This window comes from Paenibacillus sp. Root52, assembly GCF_001426865.1.
Classification (GTDB): domain Bacteria; phylum Bacillota; class Bacilli; order Paenibacillales; family Paenibacillaceae; genus Paenibacillus.
Genome location: NZ_LMFO01000001.1, coordinates 1,092,360 through 1,107,005, shown reverse-complemented (window position 1 = coordinate 1,107,005; position 14,646 = coordinate 1,092,360). Strand labels below are relative to the sequence as shown.

Annotated in this window: 11 protein-coding genes; 7 read left to right on the top strand and 4 right to left on the bottom strand. The window is 44.5% G+C overall.

From position 1 onward, the window contains the following. Positions 1 to 4 precede the first annotated feature (4 nt). Positions 5 to 1,726, top strand: a complete 1,722-nt coding sequence (gene cysI, locus ASD24_RS04730) for an assimilatory sulfite reductase (NADPH) hemoprotein subunit (RefSeq protein ID WP_056692188.1) — start codon at positions 5 to 7, stop codon at positions 1,724 to 1,726. 301 nt (positions 1,727 to 2,027) lie between these two features. After that, on the top strand, positions 2,028 to 2,747 hold the full coding sequence (locus ASD24_RS04725; protein WP_056692583.1) for a YebC/PmpR family DNA-binding transcriptional regulator: 720 nt from the start codon (positions 2,028 to 2,030) through the stop codon (positions 2,745 to 2,747). Positions 2,748 to 2,917: 170 nt separating this feature from the next. Here ASD24_RS04725 and ASD24_RS04720 read toward each other — a convergent pair whose 3' ends face one another. From ASD24_RS04720 to ASD24_RS04705, 4 genes are all read right to left on the bottom strand, one after another. After that, a complete protein-coding gene (locus ASD24_RS04720) occupies positions 2,918 to 3,397 on the bottom strand; it encodes a DMT family transporter (RefSeq protein ID WP_056692580.1) in 480 nt (159 codons plus the stop codon). Between the two features lie 18 nt (positions 3,398 to 3,415). Then, a complete protein-coding gene (locus tag ASD24_RS04715) occupies positions 3,416 to 4,114 on the bottom strand; it encodes a Crp/Fnr family transcriptional regulator (protein WP_056692185.1) in 699 nt (232 codons plus the stop codon). Positions 4,115 to 4,147: 33 nt separating this feature from the next. Further along, positions 4,148 to 4,573 (bottom strand): DMT family transporter, encoded by a 426-nt coding sequence (locus ASD24_RS04710; RefSeq protein WP_056692182.1) that lies wholly within the window; start codon positions 4,571 to 4,573, stop codon positions 4,148 to 4,150. Positions 4,574 to 4,810: 237 nt separating this feature from the next. Beyond that, on the bottom strand, positions 4,811 to 5,608 hold the full coding sequence (locus tag ASD24_RS04705) for a Nif3-like dinuclear metal center hexameric protein (protein WP_056692179.1): 798 nt from the start codon (positions 5,606 to 5,608) through the stop codon (positions 4,811 to 4,813). A gap of 431 nt (positions 5,609 to 6,039) precedes the next feature. Here ASD24_RS04705 and ASD24_RS04700 point away from each other — a divergent pair, with 431 nt between their 5' ends. The 5 genes from ASD24_RS04700 (at position 6,040) to ASD24_RS04680 (ending at position 14,559) form a co-directional block, all read left to right on the top strand. Next, a complete protein-coding gene (locus ASD24_RS04700; RefSeq protein WP_056692176.1) occupies positions 6,040 to 6,636 on the top strand; it encodes a biliverdin-producing heme oxygenase in 597 nt (198 codons plus the stop codon). Between the two features lie 49 nt (positions 6,637 to 6,685). Continuing rightward, the gene (locus ASD24_RS04695) at positions 6,686 to 9,238 is read left to right on the top strand and encodes a diguanylate cyclase domain-containing protein (RefSeq protein WP_056692173.1); all 2,553 of its coding nucleotides are present in this window, start codon (positions 6,686 to 6,688) and stop codon (positions 9,236 to 9,238) included. A gap of 144 nt (positions 9,239 to 9,382) precedes the next feature. Then, positions 9,383 to 11,002, top strand: a complete 1,620-nt coding sequence (locus ASD24_RS04690; RefSeq protein ID WP_156395325.1) for a TerB N-terminal domain-containing protein — start codon at positions 9,383 to 9,385, stop codon at positions 11,000 to 11,002. Positions 11,003 to 11,008: 6 nt separating this feature from the next. After that, positions 11,009 to 12,349 (top strand): ATP-binding protein, encoded by a 1,341-nt coding sequence (locus ASD24_RS04685; protein ID WP_056692168.1) that lies wholly within the window; start codon positions 11,009 to 11,011, stop codon positions 12,347 to 12,349. Beyond that, positions 12,346 to 14,559: a DEAD/DEAH box helicase gene (locus tag ASD24_RS04680; RefSeq protein ID WP_056692165.1), complete on the top strand. Its 2,214-nt coding sequence runs from the start codon at positions 12,346 to 12,348 to the stop codon at positions 14,557 to 14,559. Before ASD24_RS04685 ends, ASD24_RS04680 begins: the two co-directional genes overlap by 4 nt. The last annotated feature ends 87 nt before the right edge of the window (positions 14,560 to 14,646 follow it).

Here is a 14,646-nt window from a genome sequence, read left to right as displayed (position 1 = left end):
CAGCATGGTTTATAATAATTTACTTAACCCACAGCGCACGAACAGTGATGTGGAAGATATAAAGATCAAAAGTGATTACTTGCGCGGAAGTCTTACTGAAACGCTTGCAGATCGCATTACCGGTGCGATTCCTGAGGACGACAACCGTTTGATGAAACATCACGGTAGTTATATGCAGGATGATCGTGACCTTCGTAATGAACGTAATAAGTCGAAGCTTGAGCCTGCTTATCAGTTCATGCTACGTGTCCGTGCTGCGGGCGGAATCGTAACACCTGAACAATGGCTTATGATGGATCGTGTTGCGCACAAATATGCGAATAACACAATTCGGTTGACCACACGTCAATCCTTCCAGCTGCATGGCGTATTGAAATGGGATCTCAAAAATACGATTCGCGAAGTAAATGACTCCTTGCTGAGCACACTTGCTGCATGTGGGGACGTTAACCGGAATGTGATGTGCAATCCGAATCCTAATCAGTCGGATGTTCATGCAGAAGTATACGAATGGGCTTGTCAGGTGAGTAATCATCTTGACCCTCGTACTCGTGCATATCACGAGTTGTGGTTGGATGGAGAGAAAATCATTGATTCCCAGGAGAACGACGAAGAAGTCGAGCCAATCTATGGAAAAGTATATTTGCCACGTAAGTTCAAAATTGGTATTGCCGTTCCACCATCTAATGATGTAGATGTATTCTCACAGGATCTTGGTTTTATCGCGATTGTGGAAAATGGAAAACTTCAAGGCTTCAACGTCTCTGTCGGCGGTGGCATGGGGATGTCTCATGGTGATTCCAAAACGTATCCGCAGGTGTCTAAGGTGATTGGATTTTGTACACCGGAGCAGATGATCGATGTTGCTGAGAAAACAGTGACGATTCAACGCGATTACGGGGATCGTGCCGTGCGTAAACATGCGCGATTCAAATACACGCTGGATGACCGCGGAGTAGAATGGTTTGTCGAGGAATTAAGAAGCCGTCTGGGCTGGAGTCTGGAAGCGGCACGTCCATTCCATTTTGATCATAATGGGGATCGTTATGGTTGGGTGAAGGGCAGCAACGGTAGATGGCACTTTACGCTATTCATTCAGAATGGTCGGGTGAAAGATATCGATGGATATCCTCTCATGACGGGTCTTCGCGAGATTGCTAAGATTCATACAGGAGATTTCCGCCTGACTGCCAATCAGAACCTGATTATCGGTAATATCAGCAGCCAGAAGAAGAAAAAGATCGAAGCATTGATTCAAGAGTACCATCTAACTGACGGAGCACACTACTCAGCGCTGCGGAGAAGTTCGATGGCTTGTGTGGCACTGCCAACCTGTGGTCTTGCTATGGCTGAATCCGAACGTTATCTTCCATCCTTGATCGATAAGCTGGAGCCGATTTTGGATGAAGCGGGTCTGCGAGACGAAGAGATTGTTGTTCGTATGACAGGTTGCCCGAATGGCTGTGCAAGACCCATGCTTGCAGAGATTTCGTTTATTGGTAAAGCGCCTGGTAAATACAACATGTATCTCGGTGGCAGCTTCACTGGACATCGTTTGAATAAATTGTATAAAGAAAACATCGGCGAAACCGAAATACTGGAGACGCTGACTCCGATGATTAATCAATATGCGACACAGCGTAATGAAGGCGAGCATTTCGGTGACTTTGTTATCCGTGCAGGTTATGTTAATGAGGTGCTGGATGGACGACAATTTCATGCTTAACTGCATCCGAAATATTGCACGATAGATCCGAGCGTTTTCTTGTCACTTGAAACGTAAGAAGCATTCCTTCACGGAGTGCTTCTTGTTGTGTTTAACCAAATCTAGAAAAATAAACAAAAATGATATGACCGCTATAAAGCGTGGAATCAGAGGAACAACCGGGGCTAAACTTTAAACTCAGATCAATAACAGTCGTCGTTTTTCCCATTATTTCGTGGGTATTAACTTGTTGAACTACGCTCAACAAGATATAATGACAAAGTAGAAAGCAGATTACATGTTGAAAGTGAGCGGAAACGATATGGGTCGTAAATGGAATAATATTAAGGAAAAAAAAGCTTCAAAAGATGCAAACACGAGCCGGGTCTACGCCAAATTCGGTGTTGAGATCTATGTAGCTGCCAAAAAAGGCGAACCAGATCCGGAAGCGAACCGTGCACTGAAAGTCGTGCTGGAACGTGCGAAGACGTATAATGTACCCAAAGCTATCATTGACCGTGCGATGGAAAAAGCAAAAGGCAGCGGGGATGAAAACTATGAAGAACTGCGTTATGAAGGTTTCGGTCCTAATGGTGCAATGGTAATTGTAGATGCACTGACCAACAACGTGAATCGTACAGCGCCAGAAGTGCGCTCTGCGTTTAACAAAAACGGCGGAAACATGGGTGTCAGCGGTTCTGTGGCATACATGTTTGATCCAACGGCTGTAATCGGTGTAGAAGGTAAGAATTCCGAGGAAGTGCTGGAGATCTTACTTGAAGCTGACGTAGATGTTCGTGACATCGTGGATGAAGACGATGCGGTAATCGTCTATGCAGAGCCAGATCAATTCCACGCTGTGCAAGAAGCATTCAAAGCTGCTGGCGTAACTGAATTCACGGTTGCCGAGCTGACGATGTTGGCGCAGAATCACCTTGAACTTCCAGAGGATGCACAAGTACAGTTCGAGAAGCTGATTGATGCCTTGGAAGACCTCGAAGATGTTCAGCAGGTCTACCATAACGTAGAGTTTGCAGAGTAAGCTGCAGATTCAAGTATAGCTGTATATTTGAAAGGACGGATCATTGATTACAATGATCCGTCCTTTTTCTGTCTACTCATGACTACTAATAGCTGTTATACATATATCGGTCGTCATCTAGTATTAGCTACAACATGGCAACTTGATGAAGTGAACGTTGAAGACGATCATCAATGACTTTGGTTGCTTGGTGCTGAAGTACGCGAGGACTTCATTGAACCGCCGAATTTAAACAGGATAATCCCACCCACAATGACAAGAACGCCGATTAATTGATTCCACGAGAATGGGATCTGCTCTAAGCCAAACCATCCCATGGCATCAAATAGAAGTGCGAAGCTTAACTGGGAAGTTAGTACAATTGAAATGGCATACGTTGGGCCTAAGAGCTTCATGCCTTGCACAAGACAAAATACCACACCAACGCCGATCGCTCCGCTAAGCCAGTACCAGGGCTGCATATGCTGGAGACTGAACGTATTTTTACCCTCCACTAGGATAGAGATTAGAAACGAAGCCAAAAAGCCGGTAAACAGTACCATAGTCGTTGTAGACCAGGAGCCAGTACGCTCATTGACTTTACTATTAAAGATGGTCTGTAAACTGACAAGTGCGCCTGCTAGCAGAGCAAGCAAAATACCTGTAATCATCATAGGTTGTAATGCTCCTTATTCATAAATGTTATGACCCGCCACTTCCCGTAGACCTGCCCGATCTTTGACGAGGATAAAGCCTTGGTTACGCTCAATGAGACCATCCGTACACAGTTTTTGAATAACACGATTCAAATGCCGATAACTTGTGCCGATCAGATTCGCGATATCCGTTAAATTGAAAGCATCCAATTCTTCATGAAATACGGTACCATCTTCCTCGGTAGAGATGGAGAGAAGGTAACTGGCTAACCGAACTTCCACAGGATACATCAGGTTAAAGTTAGAGAAGTTGGAGTCGATATAAAACTTGTGGGAGATGATTTTTAGCAGAAATTTGAGCATGGGTGCGTATTCGCCAGCATATCCAGCCAGATAACGATAATGGATACGCAGCATAACTACGGGTGAGACCGCTTGAACCGTGTTAACAATGTTACTCTCCCGAACATATTCGACATCACCAACAACTTCCAAGGGTGTCTTGAAACAGAGCACTAATGTTTTATCTTGAGCCGATGTAGTGAAGATTTTGATCTTGCCTTCAACCAGCACATATAAATATTCGGAGGCCTCTCCTTCACGACAGATGAGTTCGCATTTCTCAAAATGACATAACGTCATATGTTCACGCAGTGGCTCGTAAAATACCGTCTCCAGTTGATACTGTCTAAGATAATGAAGTAATTGTTCGTTATGTTGGATTTCTTCCATTAGGTATCACCCCCACCGACCTAAACTAGCTAACTATAGCTTCATGATAATGACTCCTGTGATCATAAGTACAATGCCCAGAAACTGTGGTAGTTTCATCTTTTGCTTCACCACACCAAACCATCCATTACTATCTACTAGAAACGTTAACGTCAATTGTGCAATCAACAGAGCAGAGATGGTGAAGGTCACACCCATTTGCTGAATCGCTGATACTTCACTGAATATAATGACAGCACCGAATGCGCCACCTGCGAGATATAACGGCTTCACTTGCTTGAGTCCCTGTACGTTAGCATCACGTACAACGATCAAAATAAGCGCAGCCAGAATGAATCCGGTGAGCTGGGTAATTGTAGCGGCTTGCCATGTACCAATGTCTGTACTAATCCGAGTATTCGCAACTCCTTGTAGCGTAATACAAGCGCCGCCTAATATTGCAAAAATAATTCCTCTCATGGTTGTACTCTCCTTATCCTGCATGTTACAACAGTTCCAGTTCAATGTAGACTGTCGATAAACTTCCGAATTCTATTAAATGACAAATCAGCTCTGTAAGCCAAGGACAAATGTCCTGAGCTTCAAAGTTACAGCATTTAGATTACACGAAGAGAAAACAAAAAGCCACTCACAAGGAGGGCTTTGGTTGACATTCCAGTTCAATTGAAGGTGAATTTATTTACATATAACAACTTGTTATAACACTTTAAATATGGGTTGATCCGCTACAAAATGAATCGGTACAGTAGGGAACACTGTAGATAATCTGTCAGCCAAAAGTTTCATACCAGACGTTTCACTCTCCGCATGTCCCATCATAATAAGTGCCTTCTCTTTCCCTTGTTGTACAGCGTCTCGTACATATTCTGGGGTCTCCCACTCGAAACCTTCGCCTGCAATGATAAGATCAAGCTCTTCATTCTGAAATAGAGGGATGGTCAGAGACCCATTACCGCGAAACCCGACAAGGACTGCTGCACGCTTACAATCCATGGTTGGGCTACCAGCAACGCGTACGTATTCAAGACCTAAGGTTTTCTTCATATGGTGAGCGATATCCTGAACCGTTGTACCACCCGGAAAAGAAAGAATGTCAGCTTCCGGTCTGTGTTGCTCTACATAAGCTGACCATCCCAACGCCTGAATCAATCCTTCCGTAATGCCGTCTGGCTGGTATCGATGAATAGCATCATGACAGCGATATATCGCAACATTTGCTTCCTGAATTAAAGTTCTTTTGGCTTCATAGACAGGGTCATTCTTGAGCCAATCCGTCTGGCTGTGATGGTTGTAGAAGGGAGGTTCATGGGCAATGATCAGATTGGCATTCAATCGAACGGCGTGTTCAATCACATGATGTGTTGGCATGAAGGTGACAAAAATGCCTTGTACGTCTTGATCAGCTGAACCAATTAATAGTTGATCAACTGTATTTTCCGGTAACGTTATGTCTGTCGTGAGATGTTGAATTACATCTTGAATGGTTAATTTCATATGTATAATTCCTCCAGTGACAGGTGATATGAACAGTGTATCATGCGAGGGTAGAGTCAACTACCCTCTAAGTGAGACGAACTGGAGATTGTTTGCTGGTTTACTTAGATGAGCGTGAGCATTCATAGTCCAGAATTCAGGAGGTTTGTTTCAATGCGGAGACCCTTGGATAATGAATGAGTTAAGGATGTTTTTTGCATTTGGAGATGCAGGTTGGATTCAAATTTAGTCTAAGCTTATGGTAACAACCGTAAATCGAATGTCAGCTGACATGCCGGGGATTGGTGTAGTTTTCTCACGCAAGAAAAAGTATACTAGCATAGTATCTTTGTCGGATAAAATGGAATATCTAATCCTATCTAAACTGATATTACTTGCAATAAGTCTTATTTATTGATGAAGAGAACTTATAAAAAAGGATGATGATTTTCATGACAACAAGCAATCTTATGGAACGTCTCAAAACAGAGACCGCTCATTATCATAGACAAATTGAACTTAACCCTTATGCCAAAGCGATAATGAATCAAACGATAAGCTTGGGAGAATATAAGCAATATCTGGAGAAATTCTACGGGTTTATTAAACAGATTGAAGAACAGGCTGTGAACATGCCTTTTTGGAATAATATAGGTCTTGATATCGAAGTCAGAGGTAAAACGGCTCTTCTGGAGAACGATTTGCGCAATTTAGGTTCAAGTGAAGAAGACATTCGCAATCTGCCTTTGTGTGAGCAATTGCCGGAGATTTCTTCTCCTGCTCAATTGTTCGGCTATTTCTATGTAATTGAAGGTTCTACGAATGGTGGTCAGATTATGACCAAGCGATTGTCGCAGTTTTTGCCCATTGAGGCTGACCGTGGTCTTGCTTATTTTAACGCTTATGGCGAAGACACCAGAACGAGATGGAAAGAGTTCATGGAGCTTCTGCTTCAATCTGTGTCGAAGACGGAAGAGCATGACGAGATGGTGCATACATCTTCTGAGACATTCCGCTTATTGGATCAGTGGATTAATACAGCAGATTAAGTGACAGTTATCGTAGAAGAATAACTGTAATGGAGGGGATTTATAATTCATGACCGAATCGAATTCTAGCAAAGAAAACAAACGGTTAAACCGTACGCTGCTGAGCCAGGGCACGTATACGAATGATCCTATAGATTTAAATAATTGCGATAAAGAGCCCATTCACATTCCGGGTTTTATCCAGCCGCATGGTGTGCTCTTGGCGGTGAATACCACTCATACACCTACTATTGTTCAATGTAGCCAGAATACCGAAGAATATCTTGGTCTAACTACAGATGAGATTTTGGGACTTCCACTTGAATCATTGGTTGGTAAGGAAAGCCTAAGAGATTTGATGAGCTGCACCTTCAATGCCGCGGTTACATCCGACCTACAGTACATGGACGTAACGGTGGATGTATCTGGAGAGCTACGAACTTTTTTGACAGTTATACATGAGAGTGAAGGTTTATTAATTCTGGAGATGGAACCATCCAATCCTGACGAGAAGGCTGATGTAGAGACCAGTGATTATTTGTGGATTTCACGTTTTTTTGGACGGATCAAGAGCACAAGTAACCGCACGCAGGCTAGTCAGATTGCAGCAGAGCAAGTGAAGGAAATGCTAGGGTACGATCGGGTTATGATTTACGAGTTTGATGAAAAATGGAACGGAAAAGTTATTGCTGAGGCACGCGAAGAACATCTGGAACCTTTCCTCGGACATCACTATCCTGCATCGGATATCCCTAAGCAAGCTAGGGAGCTGTACCTGCGTAACTGGTTGCGTACTATTGTAGACGTGAATTATCAACCGGTAGAGATTGTGCCATTGCTTCAACCTTTGACAGGTAAACCTCTTAACTTAAGCTTATCCGTGCTTCGAAGTGTATCACCTTTACACATTGAGTACTTGCAGAATATGGGTGTGGGTGCTACGGTGACGATCTCTCTCATCAATGACAACCAGTTATGGGGGTTGATTACGTGTCATCATTATTCACCAAGGTATGTACCGCATCGCATTCGTAACCTGTGTAATTTCCTGGGGGCATTTTTCTCCAGCGAATTGTTCCAACGTCATCAACTGGACGAGTATCAGGCTGAGATTCATACACGTGAGCAAGCTGCACGAATCTCGAATATTTTTATAGGCAATACAAGCCCAGCAAGAGTGGTGGAGGAATTACAAGGTGAGCAGCAAACCTTGCTTAATCTTATGGGAGCTTCGGGAGCAGCCGTTTGTTATCAGGACAAGTTACTGCTCTATGGGGATACACCAACTTGGGAGCAGGTGAGGGGACTCGCAGCATGGCTGGCGGGTGAGTCTGAGGACTATAGTTATCATACGTCCCAGCTTAGTTTAGAATATGAACCAGCTAAGGCGTATAAGGAAAAAGCATCCGGGATTGTATATGTCGCTATATCCCCAGGCCAGCATCACTACATCATCTGGTTCCGGCCAGAAGTCGTGCAGTTGGTCGATTGGGCAGGAGACCCGGCCAAAGCGGTGATCAAAACGGATGATGGGATTCGATTGTCTCCACGAAAATCGTTTGAGAAGTGGAGAGAAGTTGTGCAATCAACATCCTATCCTTGGACAGCTAAAGAACTTAATGTTCTGCCATTGCTCAAAACGATCGTACGACGTCAAACCGAGAATCAGTTGGTACAGGCTGAGGAACAGGCATTGCAGAATGCCCGTATTTTGCGTCAGAATGAGCAGCGATATTTGCAGTTGATGGATTTCTCGCCCGTGGCTTTCCTTACGTTAACAGATGGGAAAATAATATACTGTAATAGCCCTGCAGCCGAGCTACTTGGGTTTGAGACGACCAAAAGCCTCATTAGTATGGACTTTAAGAAACTGGTACCGGAGAAGACGCAAGGAACGCTGCAGAAAAGCATTGATGAGTTACAACTCAACAGCACACAGCTGTTCACGAACCAATTGTATTTCGTTACAGCCACGGGAACATCGCTGCTGCTTGAGATCACTCTTGCTTCGGTAACACATGGAGGGAAGCCATCATTAATGGTGCTCCTTAACAGTGGTGCTTCGCATCATGATCATGATCAGGATCATTATAATCAAACAACACATCAGCTACAGAATGTCCTCAATACGGATCCATTAACGGACATGCCGGTTCAAGCGATATTTAAATTGCAGCTCCAGGATGATTGGGATGAATGCTTGCGTGATGACTGTAGCTTAGGATTGCTGTTTATTGATATTGATGATTTTCGTTCATATAATGCGACGTATGGCTTACAAGGCGGGGATCTGTGTCTGCAATGGATAGGCGAAGTGCTCACCGTTGTATGCGAGCAATATGATGCCTTAATCTCTCGCTTACAAGGGGGAACCTTCATGTTGAAGCTGAAGGGAACGACTTCTGACCGTTCTGCTGAACTTGCAGAAGAGATTAGACAACATGTGCTAGCGCTGCAAATTCAGCGTGATTTATCGGATCCTAATGAAATCGTAACGGTTAGTGTTGGAGGAGCGGTATTGGTTCCTCAGGAGCAGTTAACGATATCTGATCTGATCGAGAGGGCTAGTCAGGCGCTGCTACAAGCCAAAAGGGAAGGCAAAAACCGTGCTGTAGTCGTTTAGAATCTTATGAGATATGGCGTTTGAACTGGCAACAGTTCAGGCGTCATTTTTTGTTCACCATTGGAATAGGACAAGTGTTATAATGAGCGGTATGGATACACTTGTTCGTATTATCTACAAGAGGATGGGGTGGAGCATGAAGCAATGGAAGACAATTCAAGACAATTGGAATTTACCGAGATTGATTTAAGTGAGGATGTTAGTACAACTGAAGTTCCTATACCTGATCGATCAACTTTGGCTCGCGCTTCTTTGGATAAACAAGTGACGAACGGGGGCGTTTTGTCCTCGGAGCGAAGGTTCGCTGAGGAAGCACGACAATATGTTGAATTGTGCGGAGAAGAGACCCCATTTGTACCTTTTATGAGTTACTGGCCAACCTATGGTGTGATGAGTGAGTCACAACGAAGCTGGTACTTCTACTGGCGAACTGAAGTACGTGCCGAACGATATCCGGATACGGACTTATCGTATCTTTTTGTACACATCTACGAGTTAATTAATGGTATTGGATGGCAAGATCCAGAGTGGGGATATGAGCAATTAAAACGATTATGGGTTAATTATCGGGAACGATTCCCTCAACTTGATGTATACATGCAGGATTGGCTTGTCGACTATGGGTTCGTGCATCAAGTGCATATGTCGTTAACTGAGATTATGGATATCACAAGTGGTTTTCTTCCAATGGAGATATCAGATATGGAGCTACATCGATTGCTGACGAGCGACATGTCGAAATTATCGTTACAATTACTTAGCAGATATTATGAGTATGACATCACACTCAGTAAATTTTATAGAGACCAAGGTCAGATTGCATTGGAACGATATATTCCACAAGTGATGGTTGTAATGGAATCCTATCTGCAACGAACGCGTGGAATAGGCTTGATTGATCATTTGCAGTTGACGAAGGAGAAGAGCATCCAACGTACGTTATTTCGCAAAGCCGTTTATGATGATACGTTATATGGGAAATCGATTGAACTTACTTTTGTTCCTATTGGTGAAAGTGCTCCGTTCTGTTCATTGGTTACGAGGGTTTTCCGTTGTACTGAGAATAAACTACGGGAATTACTCGGTTTCAGAGGCAGATTGCGTGGCAAGACCCTCGATACGGAGTTTGCTCAAGTCATTGAGCGATATTTAGAAAAGGTATTTGCTGCTGAGCAGGAAGAGCTTAAGGAAAAGCCAACGGTTCGGATTGATCTGGAGAAGCTTGCCGTTCTTCAGCAGGAGAGTGACTACGTTCGAGAAGCTCTTATGATAGACGAGCAAGCATATTCGGATGACAAGCTTGCGCTAGACAACCAACTTCTGAATCAACACCAAGGGATGCAAGTAATCGGGGAACAAGTAACATCTAAACTAGAGGAATTCAGTACATCTCCTCAGCCAGAGGATGTCAACGTACAGCGTACAACGGAAACTATGGCATCCTACGATGGTAGTACCGATATGGAGACACAAGAAGAAGACTTCACTTTAAAATGGGAGGATTCTTTCATCGCTGAATTGGATGATGAATGGATTCTTTTCGCAAATGAGATAGCTCCGCGACATGTGCAGGCGATATATGCATTATTAGGTGATGAACCTGACAGTGAACTGATGCAGGTGGCTGAGCGGAATGGTACCATGCCTGCGCTTATGCTTGATGAGATAAACGATGTAGCTATGGAAACGATCGGCGATCTACTCATTGATAACGACCGGATTGTTCCGGATTATATAATCGTGTTTGAACATGTGAAGAGGTGATATGTAATGACAGAACTTAAAATACCGAAACGAGTCACAACTGCTCTTGTCAATTCTTTAACGGCTGGTGTTGTGCCGCGGATTGGATTGGAGCAGATTGCGGTTGGTCGGAAGCCTGAAGTAGAGGCTATTTTGCGAGATATGGATAATATCGCAGAAGGCGGAGCTGCTTTTAAACTGATTACAGGTCGATATGGTAGTGGCAAAAGCTTTCTTCTGCAAATGATTCGCAATTATGCGATGGATCGTGAGTTTGTCGTGGCAGACGCCGACCTGTCTCCTGAGCGAAGACTTGTGGGAACCAAAGGTCAAGGACTGGCCACATATCGTGAGCTGATGACCCGCCTGTCTACGCGTACACGACCGGATGGCGGCGCATTGGAGCCAATTTTACAGAAATGGATTGCAGCATTACAACAACAAACGATGCAAAATAACGGATTAAGACCAGACGATCCAGCACTTGCTTTGCAAGTAGAGCAGCAGATCTATGCCGTAACGAATGAGATGCAGAATCTGGTTCATGGATTTGATTTTGCTAAAGTGTTGGCTTCGTACTGGAACGGCTATAAGCTCGGTGACGATGACCAGAAGCAAGCAGCTCTGCGCTGGTTAAGAGGGGAGTATGCAACCAAGACAGAAGCTAAGAAAGAACTGTCTGTTGGGGTGATCATTGACGATGATAACTGGTATGACTACTTCAAATTATGGTCTGAATTTATTGCCAAGATCGGATATAAAGGTTTGCTGCTGTTTATCGATGAGGCAGTTAATCTGTACAAAATTACAAATAGCGTATCGCGTCAGAGTAACTATGAGAAGCTGCTCACGATGTTTAATGATACGATGCAAGGTAAGGCCGAGCATCTGGGCATTTTTGTAGGAGGAACTCCACAGTTTGTGGAGGATGAACGTAGAGGATTATTTAGTTATGAGGCGCTTCGCTCCAGACTAATTGACGGCCGGTATGCAGCAAGAGATTATGCGAATTATACAGGGCCTATTTTGAAGCTATCCATGTTATCTCATGAGGAAATTCTAATTCTGCTACAGAAGCTTCGCCAGATTCATGCCTTACATTTTGGATATACTGCAAGTTTGCGCGATGAAGAATTAGTTGATTTTATGCAAATGGCAGTTAACCGACTTGGTGCCGATGAGATGCTCACGACCCGTGAAGTGGTGAGAGATTTTATGGATGTGTTGCACACGCTGCATCAGAATCCGGAAGTGACGTACACGCAATTGCTTGGAGAGCGAGCTGTTAAACCCGAAGGATCGGGTAAAGCTGGCGGTTCATCATCTACGGATGAGCTGGATGACTTTCTCGCGGAATTTGAGTTATGAGCGAAGCGAACCCTTTTTATCGATTGGCGCCGTTTGTACAGGAATTTATATATAAAAAAAGGTGGGAGTCTCTTCGTCCAGCCCAGATCGAAGCGTGCAATATTTGCTTTCATACTCCGCATCATATGTTGATTGCGGCGGGCACAGCCTCTGGCAAGACGGAAGCAGCTTTTTTTCCTGCGTTAACTGAATTGTATGAACGTCCATCCAAATCGGTTGGGATTTTGTATATTGGGCCTCTGAAAGCCTTGATTAATGATCAATTTGAGCGGCTGAAGGATTTGTTGTCTGAAGGTCATATTCCAGTGTGGCATTGGCATGGAGATGTTGCTCAAGCGGAGAAAACACGTTTGGTGCGAAATCCGTCGGGTGTACTCCAGATTACACCGGAATCACTAGAAGGTCTGTTGATGAATCGACCGAATGCGATCCCAGCTCTGTTTCATGACTTGAGATATATCATTATTGATGAAGTGCATGCCTTCATGGGAGCGGATCGGGGAATACAGGTACTGAGTGAGCTGGCTCGCATTGAACGTATGGCAGGGTGTAAGCCTCGCCGTGTTGGCTTGTCCGCAACTCTCAGCGATTACGATGCGGCGACTGCCTGGCTTGCTGCTGGAACAGATCAGGGCGTAGATGTTGTCTCTTCACCCGGTGGTCGAAAATTGCGCCTTCGAGTTGAACATTTCTCGTTCCCGGATGCACGTGATGAAGAGCAGGCAGAACATCTGCATAATGCTCGTAAAGCCTATTATGATTTTATTTACGAGAGTACCCATCGCAAGAAGGCGTTAGTCTTCACCAACAGCCGGACAGATGCGGAAGTTACCATTCTTGAGCTACGGCGAGTTGCAGCAAGAAGGCAGGAGCGTGATGTATTCCACGTACACCATGGCAGCATTTCAGCGATGCTAAGAGAAGAGACGGAGGCTGCGTTACGCACAGGAGCAGGACCGGCGGTAGCCGCTGCAACCGTAACACTGGAACTCGGCATAGATCTTGGAGAACTTGAGCGAGTTGTGCAGCTTGGTGCGCCTTACAGTGCGTCGAGTTTTGTTCAACGACTAGGACGATCGGGTCGCCGGGATGATATGGCTTCAGAGATGTTATTCGTGTGCCCAGAGGAAGAGGCGGAGGATGCTGAGCTTCCTGCATGTATGCCGTGGACGTTACTTCGTGCGATTGCAGTCATTGAATTATATGTGAAGACGAAGTGGGTTGAACCACTTGAGGCTCGTAAAATGCCGATGGGGGTACTCTACCACCAAACGATGAGTATGCTCAAAAGTATGGGGGAAGCCGAACCAAGAGAGCTGGCAGATGCTGTCCTCTCGCTTGCACCTTTTACACAAATCAACCGCAGTCAGTATGATGTATTTCTAAATTATCTGATTGATACCGATCATTTGCAGTGGACAGAAGAGCAGACGTTAATTATTGGATTAACGGGTGAGAAAACGGTAAATAATTATCGTTTCTACGCCGTCTTCAAGGATGATGAAGAGTATAAAGTGTTGAATGGTTCGGAAGAAATAGGCTCCATTACGACTGTGCCGCCACCAGGCTACTGCTTCTCTCTTGCAGGGAAGCTGTGGAAGGTCGAAGAGGTGGACCGCAAACATAAGTCGGTATATGTTAAGTCTGCGAAAGGCAAAGTGGATACATTATGGCTCGGCGCAGGCGGCGATATTCATACGATGGTGATTCAGAAAATGAGAGAAGTGTTGTCCAGTTCAGTCATCTATCCGTACCTGTCACCGCAGGCAGTGAATCGACTAGAGCGAGCGCGTAGGTTGGCTCGCGAGACTGGACTACTGAAGCAAGTCGTTATAGCGGCAGGCGGCGATTCTCATTATGTGTTGCCATGGGTGGGTAGCAAAGCATTCCGTACATTGGAGCGACTTATGAAGCATAATCTATCAACCAAGCTAGCGTTAAGGTCTGTGGTGCCTATGGAGCCTTATTATTTTGTAGTCTCTGGTCAAGTAGATGCACGCACATTGTTAGCTGAAATTATGAGTGAATGTCGTGCAGCTGAAGATGCATCTGCGTTGCTTGCTGAGGATGAATCGCCATACCTTGGTAAATACGATGAGTTTGTAGCTCCGCCATTAATTCGCGATGCCTTTGCGGTGGATGGTTTAGATCTGCGTGGACTACAAGCAGGCTTACAGCAAACGCTGGAGTGGAATATAACGGATGTATAACGTATATAAGGCGTAAGAGGTTACACAACTTCAGTATCCATTTCTAAATTTGTAAAACAGGGTTGACACCATCTCACCTCCCATGTA